Below are 20,991 nucleotides of genomic sequence, written 5' to 3' on the forward strand. Positions count from 1 at the left end.
CTCATGGGCGTCGCGGAGGGGTGGGGGACGGGTCAGCGACCGCGACGACGGTCGGGCCGCCGTCCCCGGCCAGGGTCGTCACCCAGGTGGCGGCGCGGACGGCCCCGGCCGAGAGGAGCACCCAGCCGTCGGGGCGGACGCGTTCGAGGGTGAGTGCCCGGGCGGCGGTGCCCGTCTTGCGCAGGCACTCCAGGGCCGCCCACACACGTGTCCCGGCCACCGACGCCGGCTCTCCGGTCTCCTCGGAGACGAGGTCGGCGACGGACAGCGCCGCGGGCCCGAGCAGGTCCGCCCAGACACGTCTGGGGCGCTCGGCGCAGGACTCGATGTCACAGCCGAGGGGCGCTTCCCCCGCCACGGCCAGGGTCACCCCGGCCGTGTGTGAGACCGACACGTGGGCGCCGTCGACCTCGGGACGGCCGTCCGGCCGGTGGCGCACCCTCGCCGGCCGGTCCAGCAGGCGGCCCACCGCGCGTTCGGTCCGGGACCGCCTCCCCTCGGCTCCCTCCCCCGGGACCAGGTGCCCCGGTTCGAGGGCGACCGCGATCCGAAGGTCCAGCACGCTTTCCAGGGAGCGCTCCAGGTGCGGTCCCAGCAGCGGCGGGGCCCAGGGCCCGGCGCCTCCCCGTGAGCGCACCGCCCGCAGGCGCAGGCCCTCCCAGCGTTCGACCACCCGTCCTGACGGGCCCCGCACCTCCACGTCGTAGACGTGGGAGTCGCCCTCCCTGGCGCGCTCGCACGCGTACAGGACGAGGTGTCCCGTCTCCTGGTCGGCGGGATCGGCGGGACGGAGGCGGTCCACGCGTTCGGGGAGCAGGACCGCGTCGGGCACACCGGCCTGGAGAGCGTGCATGACGGTGTCGCGCGCGCCCGGGTCTGCGAGGACGAGCTCCTGGGGGAGGTAGGGGGCGAACCACCCGGCGGCGTTGCGCACGGCGACCTCGGCCACTGTGCGCCGGGCGCTCACCTTCCTGTAGGCCAGGAGACGCTGGAACAGCTTGCCCTGGAAGAGCAGGCTCCCGTAGAGGTCCGTGACCGGGTCGAGCGGGACGGGCGGGACCGTCGGCACGGAGGCGGGGCCGGTAACCGGTTCCCCGCCGTCCGGGGTCTCGGCCGCCCATCTCAGGACCGCTCGGAAGTGGTCGGTGGCGTAGCCGGTCTCCTCGCTCCGTACGGCCGCCTCCACCGTCCGGGAGTCGCGGACCAGCGCGGCGACCCTCACCGTGGTCGCGCCGGAGCCGGGAACGGTGATCGGGCGCAGGAACTCCATGTCCTCCAGGACCGGGACACCGGGGTGCCCGCTCAGGGCCGCGGCCACCTGCGCCATCGCCTCCATGCCCAGGACGGCGGGCAGGAGGGTGTCGCCGTCGAGCCTGTGGTCGTCCAGGTAGGGGTCGGTGTGCGCGGCCAGCTCGGTCTCGGTGACCAGTTCGACGCCGGGATAGTGGACCAGGACCCGGTCCAGGAACCTCCCCAGGGGCAGGTCGGGGTACCGGGGGAGGGTGGGGAGCGGACCGGTGCGCCCGCTGACCACGACCACGGGACCGGTGCGCGGGTCGGCCAGCAGCGCGCGCAGCGCCGCGATACCCTCCTCGACGGAGATGGGGGTGATGCCCTCGCGGGTCAGCGCCTCGACCACGCCCATCCGCTCGCCCATCCCCGCCCCGGACCAGACCGACCACTCCACGGCCAGGACGCGCGTGTGCGGGTGGAGGTGCCCGTACTCGGCGGTGAGCGCGCTCATACGGTCGTTGGCGGTGGCGTAGTGGGCCTCACCGCGCAGACCGGAGCGTCCGATGATACTGCCGAAGGAGACCAGGAGCCGGAGTCCGGCGGGGTCCACCGCCGCCAGGACCGAGCGCAGCCCGTCGACCTTGGGGGCGATCGTGGCGCGCATCTCCTCGGCGGTGAGCGCGCTGAGCGGAGCGGGCTCGTTGCGGCCCGAGCCGTGCAGGACGGCGGTGACCGCCCCCAGGTCGGCCTCGGCCCGGGAGACGGCCGCCGCCACCTGCTCGGGGCTGGTGACGTCGGCGCGCTCGTAGCGGTACCGCACGCCCGCAGCCGCGACGCGCTCCAGGTTGGCCGCGAGCTCCGGGTCGGCGGCCGGGTCGGAGCGGCCGATCAACAGCAGCCGTGTGCCGTGGTCGGCGGCGAGCGCCAGCGCGCACTCCGCGGTGATGCCCTTACCGCCCCCGGTGACGAGCAGGACGTCGTCGGAGCCCAGTGCGGGCTCCTGCGAGGGAGGGGGGTCGGCGGGGGGGACGAGAGGGGTGAGGACGGGAACGGAACGGCGGCCGTCGGGGCCGTGGCGGGACTCGGCGTAGGAGGTCGTGGACGCCGCCTCCGCGACGACCGTCTCCACCAGCCGTTCGGCGGCACCGCTGTCGGCGGGCGCGGCGTCGGGCACCTCCACCACGGTCACGGGGACCTCCGGTGCCTCCAGGTGCAGGGTCCGGGCCAGGCCGGAGGCGAGCGGTCGGTCCTGGACGAGGACCAGGCGGACCCCGCGCCGGATCGCCTCCTGGGCCGCGGCGAGGGGAAGTCCGACGTCCTCGCCGTCGGGGACCAGGAGGACACCGTCCCCGATCCCGGCACCGGCCAGCGCGTCTTCGAGGGACTTGGCCAGGGAGTGGTCGCAGGGGGCGTAGACGGACCAGTCCGCACCGCCGGCTCCGGACGCGGGGGGCGGCGCGACCGGTGCGGGGAGGGGTCGGTGCTCGGCCCGGAAGGACCGGACCCAGGGCCCGATTCCGGCGACCTCCCCGGCTCCGTCGTCACCGGTGCCGGCCGTGCGGGCCAGACCGTCGATGGTCGCGGCTAGGTCGGCCAGGCTGGACGTGGCGTAACCGCTGGTGGCTTCCAGCGGCGGCAATCCCCTGGCGCGTGTCGCCTCGTTGACGATCTGGCCGACCGTGATTGAGCTCAGGTGCAGTTCGTCCAGGGGTTTGGTGCTCCCCGTGATGGTGTCCACCGGCAGCTCCACCCGGCCGGCGACGAGTTCGCGCAGGATCTGGAGGGTGTCGGCGCCGTCCACGGCCGCAGGGGCGGGGTCCGGCGCCGCGGCGGTCGCGGTGCCGCGGCCCTGGGGAAGGTCGGGGGCCGCCTCGCAGGGGCTGGCCAGGAAGGCGAGGTCCTCGGGGAGGGGACGGACGAGACGGCCGTGGAAGAGGCGGTCGGTGCGTACCGGGGCTCCCAGGGCGAAAGCCGCTCCCACGGCACGCAGCAGGGGCGACAGGGACGGGGAGTCGGTGTCGGTCGGCAGCACCGGTGTGTCGGTGGCGATCCGTCCCGCGAGCCCGGAGAGCACCCTGCCGGGTCCGGCCTCGATGAACAGGTCGGTGTCGGGAGCCACCCGGGTGACCGCCTCGTGGAACAGGACGGGGCGCACCACCTGGTCGCGCAGCAGGTCCCGTAGGCGTGCCCCCGGCTCCAGATCGGTACCCGTGACGGTGGAGACGACCCGCCCGGACAGCGGTGCGAGGTCGAGACCGGCCAGGACGCGCTCCAGGGCGTCGGCGGACGGTGCGACGAGCGGTGAGTGGAAGGCGTGGGACACGTTCACGCCCACCGAGGTGACGCCCTCGGCCTCGGCCCTGGCCCGCAGCTTCTCCACCGCGCCGGACCGGCCCGAGACGACCGTCTGCTCCGGACCGTTGTGCCCGGCCACCACCACCTCCTCGCCGGGACCGCCGCCCTGCTCCTCCAGCAGGCGCAGAACCCGTGGGAGGGGGGCGGACAACCCGGCCATCGCGCCGTCCCCGGACCCGGTGTCGGCCATGGCGCGACCGCGGTGGGCGGCCAGGCTCAGGAGCTGGTCGGCGTCCATCGCCCCGGCCCAGTGCAGGGCCGTGATCTCGCCGAGGCTGTGGCCGACCGCAGCGCCGGCGGACACGCCGAGGCCGTCCAGGACCGCCAGGGCCGCGAGGGAGCCCGCGACGATCCTGGGCTGCGCGACCTCGGTGGCGGTCTGGTCCGCGCCCGCCGGAACGTCCGCTGAGGAGAGGACCGCGTCCGCGGCCGCGAAGCGTCGGCGCACCGCACCGGAGGCCCCGCTGCCCGAGCCCTGTCCGGGGAAGAGGAAGGTGATCCTCGGCGGTGCCTGCCGCTCGGAGAGGAAGATCCCGTGCTCGAAGGAGAGGACCTCGGTCTCCCCGGCGTCCGCGCGCTCCGCCAGGAGTGCGACGGAGCGCGCGGCGGAGAGTGGGGCGTCGGCGACGATCGCGCAGCGCACCGGGCGCCCCGCGAGGCGGAGGGCGAGGTCGGCGGCGAGGTCGGTGAGTTCGGCGAAGGAGAGCCGGGGCAGCAGGTCGGCCAAGCGGTCCAGCTCTCGGCGCAGCCCGGCGGGGGTGTCGGCGTCCAGGAGCAGTAGTTCGGCGTCCTGGCGTCCGGCCACCAGCCCGAGGGCCCGTGCGTCGGGGCCGCTGGCGTGCCCCTCCGCGGCCTCCAGGGCGACGTGGGTGTTGACGCCGCCGAATCCCATGGCCGAGACCCCCGCGCGCACCGGGTGTTCCCGCGGCCAGGGTTCGGCGCGGTCGGGAACGCGTAGGGCGGGCGCCTCGCCCAGGAGGAGCGGATGGGGGTCGCGGTGGGAGGTGCCGGGAGGGATGGTGCCGTGGTGGACGGCCAACGCCGCCTTGATGAGCCCGGCGACACCCGCGGCGGCCTTGGTGTGGCCGATGTTGCCCTTGATGCTGCCGAGTGCCGCAGGGGCGGCTGGGGACGGGCCCCGGGCATGGGACAGGGCCGCGATCTCGGTAGCGTCGCCCAGCGCGGTCCCGGTTCCGTGCCCCTCGAAGTAGCCGACCGTGTCGGCGCCGTAGCCCGCCCGCGAGTAGGCGCGTTCGAGGGCGAGGACGTGCCCCTTCTCCTCGGGCCGGGTGATGCCGCCGCGCCCGTCCGAGGAGACCGCCCAGCCGGTGATCAGCGCGTAGACGCGCGCACCGCGCGCGATGGCGTCCTCCTCGCGCATGAGCAGGACCGCTCCCGCGCCCTCTCCCGGCCAGAAGCCGTTGGAGCCGCGGTCGTAGACCCGCATCTCGCCGGTGGCCAGGGCACCTGTACGGGCGAAGCCGACCAGTTCGAAGGGGTCGATGGAGAGGTCCACTCCCCCGGCCAGGGCGGCGTCCAGGTCCCCGTCCGCGAGGGCGCGGGCCGCGGTGGTCACGGAGAGCAGGGAGGATGAGCAGGCGCCGTCAACGGTGTAGCCGCCCCCGTTGAGGTCGAAGTGGTTGCACAGGCGTCCGGCGATGGTGTTGGACAGGCCCCCGGCGAGGGTGTCCTCGTCCACCTCCGGAAAGGGCGCCTTGTACGCGGTCTCCAACCCGGCGAGGAAGTCAGCGGTCTCCTCCTCGGCCCAGCCCCGTTCCCCGAGTGCGGCGGCCAGGGTACGGCGGACGTAGGGCCAGCGCAGCCGCAACGTATTGGCACGGGCGAATTCTCCCGTGAGGCTGTTGCCCAGGACCACTCCGGTGGTGCGCCGCGGCAGTCCGTCGCCGCCGGGGAATCCAGCGTCCTCGAAGGCGCGCGCAGCCGTTTCCAGGGCGAGCCAGTGCGTCATATCGGTGGATCTGAAAGTACTTCCCGCGATCCGGTATTTCTCACGGTCGAACTCGAACCCGCGGAGCAGCGCCGCTTTGTTGGAATAGAAGCGGTCCGGCGCGTCGGTGTCCGGAGACCAGTAGTCATCGAGGTTGAGGCGCTCCCGCGGAATCGTACGGAAGGCACGTCGGCCCGCGAGAACGTTTTCCCACAGCTGACCAGGAGTATCAGCGTCCGGATAGCAGAGGCCGATGCCTACGATCGCAATCCGCCCGCCGCCCATAGGGCACCTCCGGTCCGTGGTTACAACAGAAATCCATACGACTCTGGAAACCAAGCATGGATCGGACACCGGTGAAACGTCTTCTCCATTTTTGCGCGGAGGGTCCGGGAATTCACGGGGGCCGCCACGGGCACGCGGCGCCGCCCGGGGCGGCGGCCCCGCCGACGGGGCCGCGGAAGGGGTCCGAGGAGCCGCGGGGAGGGCGCGCGGCCCCGACGCGCGAACCTACTGGTCGGTTTGCACTGAGACCGAGCGCGCGTACAGTATTTACTCGCAAGTAACGTACCGGCGAGTAAGTAGGCCCCCACTGCGTGCTCGCGCCGCGCACCTCCCTACGGGCGCCCTCGCGCCTGTCCTCCCGCAGGGCACGACAGAGTCCAGGACACCAACATGCGACCACTGAGCATCCTCGCCTCGGCACTGGCCGTCACGGTTGCGCTGACCTCCTGCTCGCAGGACCAGGGCACCGACGGGGCAGCGGAGGCCGACACACAGGGGGTCTCCGACGACGCCGTCGTCATCGGCACGCACCAGCCGCTCACCGGAGCGGCCTCCCCGGGTTTCCGCCACGTCTCCTCCGGCGCCCGGGCCGTGTTCGACTACATCAACGACAACGGCGGCATCCACGGGCGCCGGATCGAGTACCAGGTCCAGGACGACGCCTTCGACCCCGCCCAGACGGTGGAGGCCACCCGCAGCCTGATCGAGGACCACGAGATCTTCGCCATGCTCGGCGGGCTGGGCACCCCCACCCACGAGGCCGTGATCGACGAACTCAACGAGGAGGGCGTGCCCGACCTCTTCGTCTCCTCGGGCGCCCTGTCCTGGGACCAGCCCGAGGTCTACCCCTACAGCTACGGCTTCCAGGTGGACTACACCAGGGAGGCCAAGATCCAGGGCGAGTTCCTCGCCGAGCACTTCGCCGGCGACAAGGTCGGGCTGCTGTACCAGAACGACGACGTCGGCCCCTCCTCCCACGCGGGCATCGAGCAGTACCTCACGGACGAGATCGTGGCCTGGGAGTCCTACGACCCGGGCGTGCCCGAGCTGTCCGGGCAGATCGAGGAGCTCAAGGCCTCCGGCGCCGAGGTCGCGGTCTGCTACTGCATCCCCGCCTTCCTGGGCATGGCCGTCCTGGAGGCCGCCGCCATCGGCTACACGCCGCAGTGGGTGGCGCCCAGCTTCGGCGGCGACGTGGAGATCGTCACCGCGCTCATCGAGGAGTACGCGCAGGGAACCCCGGCCGAGGACATGCCCTCCGAGGCCTTCCTGGACGGGCTCATCATCACCGCGTTCCTGCCGATGGCCGCCCAGCGCGACGACCCCTGGACCAGGTTCTTCCTGGAGATCCACGAGGAGTACAACTCCGGGACGCCCTTCACCGACACCACCGTCTACGGCATGGCGCAGGCGACCCTGCTGGCCCAGGTGCTCATGGAGGTCGGTCCCGACCTGACCCGGCAGAACCTGCTGGAGACCCTGAACTCGCACGAGTGGACGGGTCCGGGGCTGGTGCCGTTCGCGGCCACCGAGGACGACCACAGCGGCTACTCCGGGGTCATGGTGGTACGGCACCGCGCGGGCGAGGAGCCCGAGGTGCTGCAGGAGCCCATGGTCACCGACAGCGACGGCGGGGAGATCCTGCCCTTCGACCTGGAACGCCCCTCACCGGAGGAGACGGAGCTCTTCGGCGCCACCGGGGGGTGACCGGCCGGGCACGGGCCGTCTCAGGCCCGGGCCCGCCGCGCGTGCCACCACCAGGCCAGACCGAGGACGGCGGCGAGCACGCACGCGCCCACGGCCGCCGGAACGCCCAGGTCCGCGCCGCCGGACCCCACCAGCACCAGCGCGGCCGTCGCCGGCACCCCGCCCGCCAGTGTGCCCGCGGCGAAGGGCCACGCCCCCATCCGGGTCAGCCCGAAACCGTAGTTGACGGCCTGGTAGGGCACCACCGGCAGCAGACGCAGTTGGAGCACCGCCAGCAGGGCGCGCCCGCCCTCCAGGGCGTCCACACGGGTGCGGACCCCCTCCGGCAGCAGCCGGGCCACAGTCTCCCCCGCCACGTAGCGGGCGACCCAGAACTGGGCCAGGGCGGCGCACACCCCGCCGACCAGGGCCAGCGGCAGCCCCCATGGCCATCCGAAGAGCAGGCCCGCGGCGGCGTTCAACACGGGCCGGGGCAGCAGGGCGAACACCGCCGCCGCGTACACGCACAGGTAGGCCAGCGGAGCCGCCGCCCCGGCCTCCTCCACCCACTCCCGGAGCGTCTCCGGATCCGGTCCGCGCACCAGGGCCAGCACGAGCACGGCGGCCCACAGCGCCAGCAGCGCCAACCGGGGCGCGGCGGCGCGCGCGTGTCCCGTTCCCATGCGCGCAGCCTACGCGGCCCCGGGCTCTCCGGCCTCCTCGGAGGGAACCGGGCGCTCGGGAACGCGCAGGGTGAAGGCAGCCCCGCCGAGCAGGTCGCTGTGTCCGGCCACGAGGCTGCCTCCGTGGGCGCGCACGATCTCCCGCGAGATCGGCAGGCCCAGACCGCTGCCGCCGGGGTCGCGCTCCCGTGACTCCCGCAGCCGCGCGAAGCGCTCGAAGATCCGCTCCCGCTCACCCGGGGGGATCCCGGCCCCGTCGTCGTGCACCTCCACCACGGCGTACCCCTCCTCCCTGCGGACGATGACGTCGATGCGGGAGTCGGCGTGCCGCCGCGCGTTGGCCACGAGGTTGGTGAGCACCCGGACCATGCGCAGCCGGTTGACCTCGGCGTGCACCGGGCCCGAGGAGTGCACCGTCAGGACGGGGGCGCGGTGCCGGTCGACGAACTCCTCCTCGACCAGCGCGGCCAGGTCCACCTTCTGCAGTTCCATCGCGGTGCCGGTGTCCAGGCGGGCCAGTTCGAGCAGGTCGTTGACGATGTTCTCCAGCCGCTCGACGTCCGAGAGCAGGCTGGTGAGCAGCAGTTCGCGCGTGCGGGGGTCGGGGTCGGGGTCGGAGACCTCCACCTCCAGTTTGGTCCGCAGCGCGGCGATGGGGTTGCGCAGCTCGTGGGAGGCGTCGGAGACGAACCGGCGCTGCCGGGTGGCCGCCTCCTCCAGCCGCTCCAGGGTGGCGTTGGCGGTCCGGGCCAGATGGGAGATCTCGTCCTGGCTGCGGGGCACCGGGAGCCTGCGGTGCAGGTCCTGGGCGGAGATGGTGTCCAGTTCGGCACTGATCTCCTCCACCGGGCGCAGCGCCCGGCCCACCCCGTACCACAGGACGAGTCCGGTGGCGGTGAGCAGGTTGAGGGACATCACTACCAGGAGGGCCTCCGGTGTGCGGATGCCCGTGACCGCGGGCAGCCTCGACGCGGCCAGGACCATGACGTCCCCGTAGGCGGTGTCGTCCAGGGAGTAGCCCACCACCAGCAGGCAGGCGTCGTCGACCACGGCGTCGTCGGTCCCGCAGACGATGGTGTCCAGTCGGTGGTCACCCTCGGCGGGACGCTCGGCGGTCAGCTGCGGCCGGCCCTCCAGCAGGTCGCTGGCGGCGAGCACCTCCCCGCTGTCGCGGTCCACGACCTGGGTCCGCACGATGTAGTCGCCCTCGGGGACGGGACCGGGGTAGCGCTCGAGGGAAACGTGCTCGGAGACCACGCGGGCCTCCTCCGCCACGCGCTCGCGGGCCTGGGTCAGGATGGCCTCGCGGATGAGCGCGTTGGTGGCGAACATGCCCATGGCGGTGATCAGGAACAGGACCAGGAGGGCCCCGACGGTGACCCGGGCACGGATCGAGCGGGGGCGTATCCGGTTCCACGCCCTTCTGGCTCCATCCCTCCAACCTGGCACCCGCTCATTGTCACCCGCGGGGCCGGTCATCCGGTGAAAGTTCGGCGGTGTGGCGGACACTCGGCCCCGAACGGGGCCAGGAACCCCCTACGGGACATCTCGGGCGCCGGGAGCGGACCGGGGCGCTCCCGGCGCCCGGGCGCGGACCGTCTCCCCGGCCCGCGTCCGGCGGGGGCCGTGCGCCTACTCGTAGGGGTCCGGCGGGTTGGTGACCGACTCCATCTCCGTGACCGCGAACTCGTGCTCGCTGACGTCGGAGATCTCCCCCGCCGGCTCGACCCAGGTGCCGCGCACCGTCCACCAGGTGTCCGCCTCGGGGGCGGGCTCGTTGGTGATGAGCACCTTGTTGACGACGGCGTCGGCGGCACAGCAGGCCATCTGCAGGCGGGCCAGGTACCAGCCCTCGCCGTCGGAGGCGGGCACCGCGAACCCGGTCAGCTCGACCTCGCGCCCGGCGAGCAGGCGCTCCTCGTCGATCCACGCGCGCATCACGAACTGGCGGATGTCCATCGCCACCACCTCGTTCGGGCCCGCCTCGGCCAGGCCGTCGTCGAACCGGCCCGAGCGGGGCTGGTCGGGCGGCGGGGCGGAGGACCCGGCGGTGCTCTCCACGGTGTAGGCGCCCAGCGCGGGCGGGGCGACGACGAAGACCGCGATCACCGGGAGCAGGAGCAGCCAGGCCACGGCGGGCGCGCGGGAGTGGTCGTGCCCGTGTCCGGAGGGGTCCGCTCCGTGGTCGGAGGCTCCGCCGTGCGCCTCGGCGGCCGGGTCCCGCTCGTCCGCGAACGCCTCCCGGCGCTCCCCGCGCAGCTCGGCCACGATGACGAGCAGGCCGAGCAGCACCATGACGACACCGGCGGCGATGAGGAAGGGCCCGAAACCCTGCTTGACCCAGTTCAGGTAGAGCTTGGTGGCCACGGTGCTGGTCAGCGCGGCGGCGCCGAGCAGCACCAGGGTCAGTCCCTGGGCGATGCGGTTCACAGGAGAAGGCCTCCGATCAGGAACGTGCTGAGCAGGCCGACCGCCAGGCACAGCGGGGCGAAGCGGGCCACGAAGCGCCAGCCGAACACCCCCGCCTGCATCGCGATGAGCTTGAGGTCGACGATCGGACCGATCACCATGAACGCGAGCTTGGCGGTGGGCGAGAAATCGGTGAGGCTGACCGCGACGAAGGCGTCGGCCTCGGAGCAGATGGACAGCAGGATGGCCAGGGCGGCCAGCACGAGCACCGAGACCACCGGGATCCCGGCCACGGTCAGCAGCCACTCGCGCGGCACCATGACGTTGATGGTGGCGGCGGCCAGCCCGCCGACCACGAGGTAGCCGCCCGCGTGCATCATGTCGTGCAGCATCGACTCGCGGAAGACCCGCCACCGGGACTCGCCCGGGGAGTGGGGGCGCGCGGGCAGGCGCAGCCAGTCGGCACGGCCGAAGCGCACCCAGATCCAGCCGATGACCACGGCGGCCAGCAGCGAGGCCGCGAAGCGGGCCAGCACCATCTCGGGCTGCCCGGCGAAGGCCACCGCGGTGGCGATCATGACGATCGGGTTGATGGCGGGAGCGGCCAGCAGGAAGGTGAGCGCGGCGGCGGGCGCCACCCCGCCCTTGATCAGGCTTCCGGCGATGGGCACCGAGGCGCACTCGCATCCGGGCAGCAGCGCGCCGGAGACCCCGGCCACCGGGACGGCGCGGACCGGTTTGGCGGGGATGAAGCGCTGGTAGGCCGAGGGCGGCACGAAGGCGGTGAGCGCGGCCGACAGCGCCACCCCGAAGACCAGGAAGGGCAGCGCCTGGAAGCTGATCGCGGTGAAGATGGTGGCCCAGGCCAGGAAGGCCTGGCTGGTCAGGTCATCGGACAGCCAGGCGTGCGCCAGCGCCATGGCGGTGATGAACAGGGCGAACAGCCAGACCGTGCCGGTCCTGCGCTGTCCCCCGCGCTTTCCCCAGTCCTCGGGGGGCAGGTCGTCGCCGTGCCCGTCCCATCCCCCGGCGAGCGTGTCGCCCAGGGAGCTGGCGGCCGGGTCGGGTGCGGCGGCGGGCGTGGTCCGGTCGGACACGGTGGTACTCCGCGGTGGTCGGGTGGGATCTCCACGCATCGTACCGAAAACCGTGTACCGAAAACCGTTTTCGCCCGTGTGTTCCCACCCGCACCTGGGGAAAGCGGTGCCGCGGGTCAGCCGAAGTAGCCCGTCCCGGTCATGAGCATCACCCGGTCCGCCCCCCACACTCCCACGCACCACACCAGCCCGGCGGGCGGCATCGCGGCGAGCGCGCGCGGCCGGTCCCCCGGTCTGCGGGCCACCAGCAGGACGAGCGCGGCGCCCAGGAGCGCGAGCAGGGCGGCCTCGGTGAACATGGGGGCCGGGGAGGGGGGCGGAGGGACCTCCGGGTCCCGGAGCCGGGAACCGGTCCAGGCCAGCACCGGGAGCAGCCCCTCGGCGAGGAACACCCCGCCCAGCAGGCCGAGCCCGGCCAGGCGGCGGGTCCGCTCCCCGTGGCGGGTCCACGCCCCGGCCACGGTCAGCACCGGTCCGGCCACGCACGCGGCCAGCAGCCACAGCCAGGCGGGGAACAGCCACGCCGCGGGGCGCGGCAGTGCGGCCGCCCCGCCGCTGACGAGGACCGTCACGGCGTAGTAGCCCACGACGGCGCACAGCAGGACCACGGCCCCGGCGGCTGGCAGCCGCCAGGAGGGCGGGCGCGTGGCCGCCAGGGCGCCCAGCGCGATCACGGCGGCGCACCAGACGGCGGACGTGTCGGTGACCAGGAACCAGATCCACCACGGGAACAGCGCGGCCAGGAGGACGGACAGCCCGCCGAGCGCGAGGCCGGCCGCGGTGATCCCCAGGAACCGGAGGGAGGTGGACGCGCCCGGGCCGGAGCGGGAGGAGGGGGAGGCGTTCCGCATACCCGGGTTATCGCTCCGCGCCGGAAACCCGGTTCCCCCGGGGGCTCCCGCCCCCGGGTCCTCCCCGCGGCGCCTCCGCCGCCCGGCTCAGCCCCGCGCGGGGCCCTCGCGCCCCTCGTCCTCCTCGGGCGGCTCCTCCCCGCCCTCCGCTCCGGACCGCTCGGCGTCGGCCGCGGCCAGGCCCGGGTCCGGCGGCGCCTCGCCCTCGGCGCGCGCCACGTCGCGGGGCAGGGCGCCCGAGGCGGGCCCCCAGCACTCCACGTTGCTGAGGTGGGGCATCTTGGCGAGCGTGAACTGCGGGTCCAGCCCGTTGCGCAGCTGGCGGCTGTAGTCGGCCAGCAGCCGGAAGGCGACCGGGGACAGCGGGGCCAGGGCCAGCAGGTTGACGGTGGCCATGATCCCCATGGAGACGTCGGCGAGGTTCCACACCAGGGTCAGCGGGGCCACCGCGCCGACGAGGACCGCCGCCAGGACCGCGAAGCGGAAGTAGGTCATGTGCCGGGGGGAGCTGTCCAGGAACAGCAGGTTGGTCTCGCCGTAGTAGTAGTTGCCCAGCACGGAGGTGAAGGCCAGCAGGAACAGGATGACCGTGAGCGCGTGCACCGACCACGCCCCCAGGTTGGCCTCCAGCGCGCCCTGGGTGACCTGGATGCCCGTCTCCCCGCCGTACTCGGGGTCACCGAGCAGGACGATGAAGGCGGTCACCGAGCACACCAGCCAGGTGTCGAAGTACACGCCCAGGGTCTGCACCAGCCCCTGTTTGGCCGGGTGGGAGACCGAGGCGGTGGCCCCGGCGTTGGGGGCCGAGCCCAGGCCCGCCTCGTTGGAGAACATGCCGCGCCGCATCCCCTGGACCAGCGCCGCGCCCACGCCCCCGGCGAGGAACTCGCGCGTCCCGAAGGCGGAGCCGAGGATGTCGCCGATGACCCGGGGTACCTCGCCGATGTTGAGGAGCACCACGTACAGGCCGATGAGGATGTAGAGGACGGCCATCAGCGGCACCAGGCTCTGCGCCACGTGGGCGATGCGGCGGATGCCGCCGAAGATCACCAGCGCGGTCAGCGCGGCCAGGCCCAGGCCGACCACGGCGGCCAGCCCCGCCCCGGGCGCTGCCCCCAGGGCGCCCGCCGAGGCGGAGACCGCCCCGGCGATGCTGTTGGCCTGCACCGTGTTGAACACCAGGCTGAAGGTCACGGTGATGATGACGGCGAAGAGCACGCCCATCCACCGCTGCTCCAGCCCGTACTGCATGTAGTAGGCGGGCCCGCCCCGGAAGCCGGTGCTGGTGCGCACCTTGTACAGCTGGGCCAGGGTGGACTCCACGAAGGCCGCCGCGCCCAGCAGGGCCGCCATCGCCCACATCCAGAACACCGCGCCGGGCCCGCCCAGGACGATCGCGGTGGCCACGCCGACGATGTTGCCGGTCCCCACCCGCGAGGCCGCCGACACCGCGAAGGCCTGGAAGGAGGAGATCTCCCGGCGCCCGTCGGGCGCGATCCCCGGGGCGCTGCGGATGACGCGGAACATCTCCGGCAGCAGCCGCAGCTGCACGATCCCCGACCGCACCGTGAAGTAGAGGGCCAGCATGATCAGGAGCGGGATGAGGAAGTAGCTCCAGAAGACGTCGTTGACGGCGACGATGGCGTCGTTGAGCGCGTTCACGCGTTCCCCTTCGGACGGCCCGGACGCCCCGCGCGGATCGGGGCCATCCCGCAACCTTCCACGTCACCGGCGGCGCGACCCGGACGAACACGCGAAGGGAAGGTAAAGGACCGTCATGGGTCAACAACCCGCCGCGCGCACATGATCGCGCCGCCGCCTGTGGTGGGGGCACCCATGGTCAGCCCCGTCGCCGCTGCCTACGGTTCCGGGCATGGAACACAACACCTCCCCGTCACCGGCGCCGGACCGGCGCGGGACGCCCTTCCACCGGGTGGTCGTGGCCAGCCTCATCGGCACGACGATCGAGTGGTACGACTTCTTCCTGTACGGGTCCGCGGCCGCCCTGGTCTTCAACCGCGTCTTCTTCCCCGAGTCCGACCCGCTGGTCGGCACCATGCTGGCCTTCACCACCTACGCCGTGGGGTTCGTCGCACGCCCCCTGGGCGGCCTGGTCTTCGGCCACTTCGGCGACCGGATCGGCCGCAAGCGGCTGCTGGTGCTCAGCCTGCTGCTGATGGGCGGCGCCACGTTCGCGATCGGCCTGCTGCCCACCTACGCGGCCGTCGGCGTGGCCGCTCCGCTGCTGCTGACCCTGCTGCGGGTGGTCCAGGGCTTCGCCCTGGGCGGGGAGTGGGGCGGCGCCGTGCTGCTCGTGGCCGAGCACGGATCCCCCCGCCACCGGGGTTTCTGGGCCTCCTGGCCGCAGGCGGGCGCTCCGGGCGGCAACCTGCTGGCCACCGCCGTGCTGGCCGTCCTGGCCGTGGCGATGACCGACGCGGCCTTCCTGTCCTGGGGCTGGCGGATCCCGTTCCTGCTCTCGGGCGTACTGGTGCTCATCGGACTGTGGATCCGGCTGGCGGTGAGCGAGTCCCCGGTCTTCCGGGAGGCCAGCGAGCGGGCGGCGGGCGCGGCGGCGCCCGAGCGCGCCCCCATCCTGGGCGTACTGCGCGACCACTGGCGCGAGGCCCTGGTGGCCATGGGCGTGCGCATGGCCGAGAACGTCTCCTACTACGTCGTGACGGCCTTCATCCTGGTCTACGCCACCCAGCAGGCGCAGATGCCCAACGGCCAAGTCCTGAACGCGGTGCTCGCGGCCTCGGCCGTGCACCTGGTGACCATTCCGGCCTGGGGGGCGCTCTCGGACCGGATCGGACGCCGTCCGGTGACGGCCCTGGGCGCGGCGGGCATGGCGCTGTGGGCCTTCGCCTTCTTCCCGCTGGTCGATGCGGGCACCTTCGGGTCGGTGACGCTGGCAGCGACGGTGGGCCTGGTGCTGCACGGGGCGATGTACGGCCCGCAGGCCGCGTTCTTCTCCGAGCTGTTCAGCACGCGGGTGCGCTACTCGGGCGCCTCTGTGGGCTACCAGCTGGCGTCGATCGTGGCGGGCGGCCTGGCGCCGCTGATCGCCACGGCGCTGCTGGCCTCCTTCGGCACCAGCACGCCGATCTCGCTGTACGTGGCCGCGATGGGGGCGGTCACCCTGGTCGCGGTCGCGGCCTCCCGGGAGACCCGGGGCCGCGATCTGCGCCGGGTGGCGGCGCCGGAGGGGTCAGTGTCCGAGAGGAGTTCGTGACCCCGGTGAAAAGGCCCGGGTCCGGCAGGTGCCACCTGCCGGACCCGGGCCCGTCGCTGTGTCAACCGCCCCCGCGAGGACGGCCCGTCAACGCGCTCCCAGCGGAGTGACCGCGCTCGCTAGTGCTGCGGAGCGGCGTCGTAGCGCTCGCCCCGGCGCGGGCCGCCGCGCGGGCGGTCGCCCCGGTAGCCGCCGCCGGCGCCGCCGCGGTAACCGCCACCGCCGCCACGGCGCTCGCCGCCGCGGTAGCCGCCCTCACCGCGCGGGGTGAACTCGCGGCGCTCACCGCCGGGGCGGTCGCCCCGGTAGCCGCCGCCCTCACCGCGCGGACGGTCGCCGTCGCGGTAGCCGCCCTCGGAGCGCTCGCCGCGCGGGCGGTCGCCCCGGTAGCCGCCGCCGCTGCCGCCGCGGTAACCGCCACCGCCGCCGCTGCGGTCGCCGCGGTAACCACCGCGGTAGCCGCCGCTACGGCGGGGGCCGCCGCGGCCGCGGCGCTCGCGCACCGGCTCCGGCGGCTCGATCCACGGCTCCCAGGAGGGCTCCTTGGCCCCGGTCACCTCGGTGAGCAGCTCGTCACCGGGGTTGACCAGGTGCTGCTTGGCCTCGACGCCGGCGTCGCTGAGCAGACGGCGGGCCATGCGGCGCTGGTTGGGCGCCACGAGGGAGACCACGGCGCCCGAGGAGCCCGCGCGGGCGGTGCGGCCGCCTCGGTGCAGGTAGTCCTTGTGGCCGGTGGGCAGGTCGACGTTGACGACCAGGTCGATGCCGTCGACGTGGATGCCGCGCGCGGCGACGTCGGTGGCGACCAGGGCCTGGATGCGGCCCTCGCGGAACTTGGCCAGGGTGCGGGTGCGCACGCTCTGGGTCTTGCCGCCGTGCAGGGAGGCGCAGGGCACCCCGGCCTGGATCAGCTGCTCGCTGATGGTGTCGGCGCGGTACTTGCTGCGCACGAACAGGATGGTGCGCCCGTCGCGCGCGGCGATCTGGGTGACGATCTTGTTCTTGTCGCGGGGCAGCACCTTGAGCAGGTGGTGCTCCATCGTGGTGACCTGCGAGACCGGCGGGTCCACCGAGTGGGTCTGCGGGTCGTTCATGTACTTGCGGACCAGCTTGTCGACGTCGCCGTCGAGCGTGGCCGAGAACAGCAGGGTCTGGCCGTCGGGGTGCACCTGGTCCAGGAGCTCGCTGACCTGCGGCATGAAGCCCATGTCGCACATCTGGTCGGCCTCGTCCAGCACCGAGACCTCCACGTCGCCCAGGTCGCAGGCGCCCTGGTCGATGAGGTCGGTGAGGCGGCCCGGAGTGGCGACCAGGACCTCGACGCCGCGGCGCAGCTCGTTGATCTGGCGGGTGTAGGAGCTGCCGCCGACGACGTCGCCCACGCGGGCGCCCACGATGCGGGCGTAGGTGCGCAGGGCGTCGCGGACCTGGTGGGCCAGCTCGCGGGTCGGGACCAGGATCAGGGCCCGGGGGCGGTTGGCGGCGGCGCGGCGCTCGGCGGCGCGCACGAGGACCGGCAGGCCGAAGGCCAGGGTCTTACCCGATCCGGTGCGGCCGCAGCCGAGGACGTCGCGGCCCTCGAGAGCGTCGGGAATGGTGGCGGCCTGGATCGGGAACGGGGTGGTCACACCGTTCTTGGCCAGCTCAGCGACGATGTCCTGGGGAAGTCCCAGGGTGTCGAAAGCGGGCATTACGGCAGTGTCCGTCGTCAAGTGACGTGTACCTTCCTCATCGTTTGGCAGCGTTTCGAGGAAGGCTCCACACGGCCGGGCCAGCGAAGAAATCACACAAACGCGCCTGATCACACGCGGAAGCGGGCCCCTTGCGAAATACGGGGCTCCTGAGCTCGCGAGTTCCTCACTGCTGTGGGGGAGACGAGCGACTCTTCGGGTCAGAGCGGCGCCGACCGGGTCGGCACGCTGTCCGCGTCTTGCGCGGCCTCGGCGCGCTCGGATGCGCGCGGCATGTCACGACCGCTTGCAGCAGCCTACTAGAGAACGCCTGGCCGCGTGGACCCGGACGCGGTTTTTCCCCGGTGATACGGGTCTCCCCCGGTACGGGTTTGACGCCCCGCCCGCCCCGGGGGGAGCGCGCCCGCGCGCCGGCCGGCCCGGTGCGCGGGCCCCGCGCGGGCGCGGTCGGCCTCAGTCGGCGTTCGCGGCCCGGGCCAGCGCGGTGAGCCGGGCCACCTGGGCCCGGCGCTCGGCCTCGGCCTGTTCGGCCAGCGTGTTGCCCGGGGCCTGCTGGAGCAGGGCCTTGGTGGCGGTGGCGGCCTCGCGGTCGGTGGCCAGCAGGGCGGCGACGACGTCGTCCACGGCGCCGGAGAGCTCGTCGGCGCCCACCACCAGCTCGGCCAGGCCCAGGTCTCGGGCCTCGTGCGCGCCGACCCGGCGCGCGGTCAGGCAGATCTCGACGGCGCGGTTGACCCCGACGATGTCGACCAGGGGCTTGGTGCCGGTGAGGTCGGGGACCAGGCCCAGGGCGGGCTCCTTCATGCACAGCTGCGCGTCGTCGGCCAGGATGCGGATGTCACAGGACAGGGCCAGCTGGAAACCCGCGCCGATGGCATGGCCGCGCACGGCGGCGACGCTGACCAGGTCGGGGCGGCGCAGCCACAGGAACCCCTCCTGCAGACCGGCGACGTAGTCCCGGACCTCGGCCTCGGTGGCGGTGCCGTCGGCGAGCCCGCCGACCAGGGAGCGCTCACCGTCGACCCCCTCGGGGCTGAACATCCCGAGGTCGATTCCGGCGGAGAAGATGTCGCCCTCCCCCTCCAGGACCACGATTCGGACATCCTCGGGAAGGGCGTGGCCGATGTGGGCCAGAGTGGTCCAAGTGCGTCCGGTCATCGCGTTGCGGCGCTCGGGGTGGCTGATGGTGATCCGGGCGACCGGCCCCTCCACCCGCAGCCTGAGCCGGGCCCGGGAGAGCTCCTCCTCGGTGGGCAGCGCGCGGCCGCTCGACGCCTGTGCCATGGGTTCCTCCGTCGTGTTCGGTGTCACCCAGATATTACTCATCAGTAACCGAAGGCGGGCGGCGAGGTCGCGCGCACGGGCGGAACCCGTGCGCGCGCCCTCAGGCTCTGCGGGTGGCCCCGCCGCGGCCCCGGAGGTCCACTCCCGCCTCGCTCAGCAGCCGGTGGACGAAACCGTAGGAGCGGCCCGTGGCCGCCGCCAGCATCCGGATGCTCTCACCCGCGTCGTAGCGGCGCTTGAGCTGGGCCGCGAGTTCGGAGCGGTCGGGCCCCACCAGGCGCCTGCCCTTGCCCGGCACATCGTTCACTGGTCACTCCTCCGAGTCGTTCGGTCACCCTGACCAACATCCCCTCATGATCACGGATGCCGCGCGCGCCACGCCACACGGCGGGGCCGCGACGGGCGGGACCGCGTTCCGAGAACCCGTTTCGGAACGCGGCAATCCATGACCGAAAAGGAACGGGGTGAACCTCACGGCCCCTGGTGCGTCCGGCACCCGCGGGGCGTGCCCGCCGCCGCGGGGAGACGGCCGGGGCGGAGCGCGGTCAGGCCAGCGCCACGAGGTCCTCGAACTCGGCGTTCCACACGTCCTCCACCCCGTCGGGCAGCAGGATGACGCGCTCGGGCTGCAACGCCTCGACCGCGCCCTCGTCGTGGGTGACCAGGACGATCGCGCCCTTGTAGCCCCGCAGCGCCGCCAGGATCTCCTCTCGGCTGGCCGGGTCGAGGTTGTTGGTGGGCTCGTCCAGCAGCAGGACGTTGGCGCTGGAGACCACCAGCGTGGCCAGGGCCAACCGGGTCTTCTCACCGCCGGAGAGCACGCCCGCGGGCTTGTCGACGTCGTCGCCGGTGAACAGGAACGAGCCGAGCGTGCGCCGCGCCTCCACCTCCGGCAGGTCCGGGGCCGCGCTCATCATGTTCTCCAGCACGGTCCGGTCCACGTCCAGGGTTTCGTGCTCCTGGGCGTAGTAGCCGAGTTTGAGCCCATGGCCGTGGACCACCCGGCCGGTGTCGGGCTCCTCCACACCCCCGAGCAGGCGCAGCAGGGTGGTCTTGCCCGCGCCGTTGAGGCCGAGGATGACCACGCGGCTGCCCCGGTCGATGGCCAGGTCCACGCCGGTGAAGATCTCCAGGGAGCCGTAGGACTTGGACAGCCCCTCGGCCATGAGCGGCGTGCGGCCGCTGGGCGCGGGGTCGGGGAAGCGCAGCTTGGCCACCTTGTCCGCCTGGCGCACGCCCGACACCCCGTCCAGGAGGCGGTCGGCGCGGTTGAGCATCTGCTGGGCGGCACGCGCCTTGGTGGCCTTGGAGCGGAACTTGTCCGCCTGCTTGCGCAGCGCGTCGGCCTGCTTCTCGGCGTTGGCCAGCTCCCGCCTGCGGCGGCGCTCGTCGGCCTCGCGCTGGGCCAGGTACTGCTTCCAGCCCATGTTGTAGATGTCGATGGCGCTGCGGTTGGCGTCCAGGTAGAACACCTTGTTCACCACGTGCTCGACCAGCTCGACGTCGTGGCTGATCACGATGAGCCCGCCCTGGTGGGACTTGAGGAAGTCGCGCAGCCAGGAGATGGAGTCGGCGTCCAGGTGGTTGGTCGGCTCGTCCAGCAGCAGGGTGTCCGCGCCGCTGAAGAGGATCCGGGCCAGTTCGATGCGGCGGCGCTGGCCGCCCGAGAGGGTGTGCAGGGGCTGGTCGAGCACCTTGTCGGGCAGGCCCAGGCTGGAGGCGATGGCGGCGGCCTCGGACTCGGCGGAGTAGCCGCCCAGCACGTGCAGGCGCTCCTCCCAGCGGGCGTAGGCGCGCACACCCTTGTTGCGGGTCTTGGTGTCGGTGCTGGCCATCTTCTTCTCGGCCTCGCGCAGCCCCTTGAGGGCCTCGTCGATGCCGCGCGCGGACAGAACCCGGTCCCGGGCGATCACGTCCAGGTCGCCGGTGCGCGGGTCCTGGGGGAGGTAGCCGATGGTGCCGGAGGAGGTGACGGTCCCCCCGGTGGGCAGGCCCTCGCCCGCCAGGACCTTGGTCATGGTGGTCTTGCCCGCGCCGTTGCGGCCGACCAGTCCGATCCGGTCCCCGGCGGCGACGCGGAAGGTGGTCGGCTCCAACAGGAGGCGAGGACCGACACGCAGTTCGAGGTCGGTGGCGATCAGCATGGTGCGGCTTCCTACACAGGTCGTGGGACGGTCGTGTCCGGTCGGGCGCGCTGGGCGCGGGCGTCGTGGCCCGCGTGGGGGTTGGGGGGC

At 73.4% G+C, this 20,991-nt stretch carries 13 protein-coding genes; 2 read left to right on the plus strand and 11 right to left on the minus strand.

What is annotated here, in order from left to right:
* Position 1: 1 nt before the first annotated feature.
* Positions 2–5,821, minus strand: a complete 5,820-nt coding sequence (locus FYW95_RS07300; RefSeq protein WP_159941968.1) for a type I polyketide synthase — start codon at positions 5,819–5,821, stop codon at positions 2–4.
* A 390-nt stretch (positions 5,822–6,211) separates the two neighbouring features.
* Here FYW95_RS07300 and FYW95_RS07305 point away from each other — a divergent pair, with 390 nt between their 5' ends.
* Complete coding sequence (locus tag FYW95_RS07305; protein WP_160050190.1) at positions 6,212–7,528, plus strand: ABC transporter substrate-binding protein; 1,317 nt, start codon at positions 6,212–6,214, stop codon at positions 7,526–7,528.
* A 20-nt stretch (positions 7,529–7,548) separates the two neighbouring features.
* Here the strand turns inward: FYW95_RS07305 and FYW95_RS07310 are convergent, their stop codons facing one another.
* The 6 genes from FYW95_RS07310 to FYW95_RS07335 all read right to left on the minus strand — a co-directional run bounded on the left by FYW95_RS07310 (position 7,549) and on the right by FYW95_RS07335 (position 14,209).
* On the minus strand, positions 7,549–8,190 hold the full coding sequence (locus FYW95_RS07310) for a TVP38/TMEM64 family protein (protein ID WP_159941966.1): 642 nt from the start codon (positions 8,188–8,190) through the stop codon (positions 7,549–7,551).
* Between the two features lie 9 nt (positions 8,191–8,199).
* On the minus strand, positions 8,200–9,639 hold the full coding sequence (locus FYW95_RS07315; RefSeq protein WP_236572124.1) for a sensor histidine kinase: 1,440 nt from the start codon (positions 9,637–9,639) through the stop codon (positions 8,200–8,202).
* Between the two features lie 183 nt (positions 9,640–9,822).
* Positions 9,823–10,620, minus strand: coding sequence for a TIGR03943 family putative permease subunit (locus tag FYW95_RS07320; RefSeq protein ID WP_159941964.1), 798 nt, complete (start codon positions 10,618–10,620; stop codon positions 9,823–9,825).
* A complete protein-coding gene (locus FYW95_RS07325; protein WP_159941963.1) occupies positions 10,617–11,696 on the minus strand; it encodes a permease in 1,080 nt (359 codons plus the stop codon). The genes FYW95_RS07320 and FYW95_RS07325 overlap by 4 nt, the downstream gene beginning before the upstream one ends.
* Positions 11,697–11,812: 116 nt before the next feature.
* Entirely contained in the window at positions 11,813–12,547 is a 735-nt protein-coding gene (locus FYW95_RS07330) for a DUF6518 family protein (RefSeq protein ID WP_159941962.1), read from the minus strand.
* Between the two features lie 87 nt (positions 12,548–12,634).
* A complete protein-coding gene (locus tag FYW95_RS07335) occupies positions 12,635–14,209 on the minus strand; it encodes an alanine/glycine:cation symporter family protein (protein ID WP_159941961.1) in 1,575 nt (524 codons plus the stop codon).
* Positions 14,210–14,420: 211 nt separating this feature from the next.
* On the opposite strand from FYW95_RS07335, the gene FYW95_RS07340 reads away from it, so the two are divergent.
* Positions 14,421–15,782, plus strand: coding sequence for an MFS transporter (locus FYW95_RS07340; protein ID WP_159941960.1), 1,362 nt, complete (start codon positions 14,421–14,423; stop codon positions 15,780–15,782).
* 119 nt (positions 15,783–15,901) lie between these two features.
* On the opposite strand, the gene FYW95_RS07345 is transcribed toward FYW95_RS07340, so the two are convergent.
* The 4 genes from FYW95_RS07345 to FYW95_RS07360 form a co-directional block, all read right to left on the minus strand.
* Positions 15,902–17,473, minus strand: coding sequence for a DEAD/DEAH box helicase (locus FYW95_RS07345; protein ID WP_201294745.1), 1,572 nt, complete (start codon positions 17,471–17,473; stop codon positions 15,902–15,904).
* Between the two features lie 453 nt (positions 17,474–17,926).
* A complete protein-coding gene (locus tag FYW95_RS07350; RefSeq protein WP_159941958.1) occupies positions 17,927–18,757 on the minus strand; it encodes an enoyl-CoA hydratase/isomerase family protein in 831 nt (276 codons plus the stop codon).
* Positions 18,758–18,857: 100 nt separating this feature from the next.
* On the minus strand, positions 18,858–19,064 hold the full coding sequence (locus tag FYW95_RS07355) for a helix-turn-helix domain-containing protein (protein WP_159941957.1): 207 nt from the start codon (positions 19,062–19,064) through the stop codon (positions 18,858–18,860).
* A gap of 238 nt (positions 19,065–19,302) precedes the next feature.
* A complete protein-coding gene (locus FYW95_RS07360) occupies positions 19,303–20,901 on the minus strand; it encodes an ABC-F family ATP-binding cassette domain-containing protein (RefSeq protein WP_159941956.1) in 1,599 nt (532 codons plus the stop codon).
* Positions 20,902–20,991: the final 90 nt, after the last annotated feature.

Source organism: Nocardiopsis sp. FR4, assembly GCF_009830945.1.
Classification (GTDB): domain Bacteria; phylum Actinomycetota; class Actinomycetes; order Streptosporangiales; family Streptosporangiaceae; genus Nocardiopsis.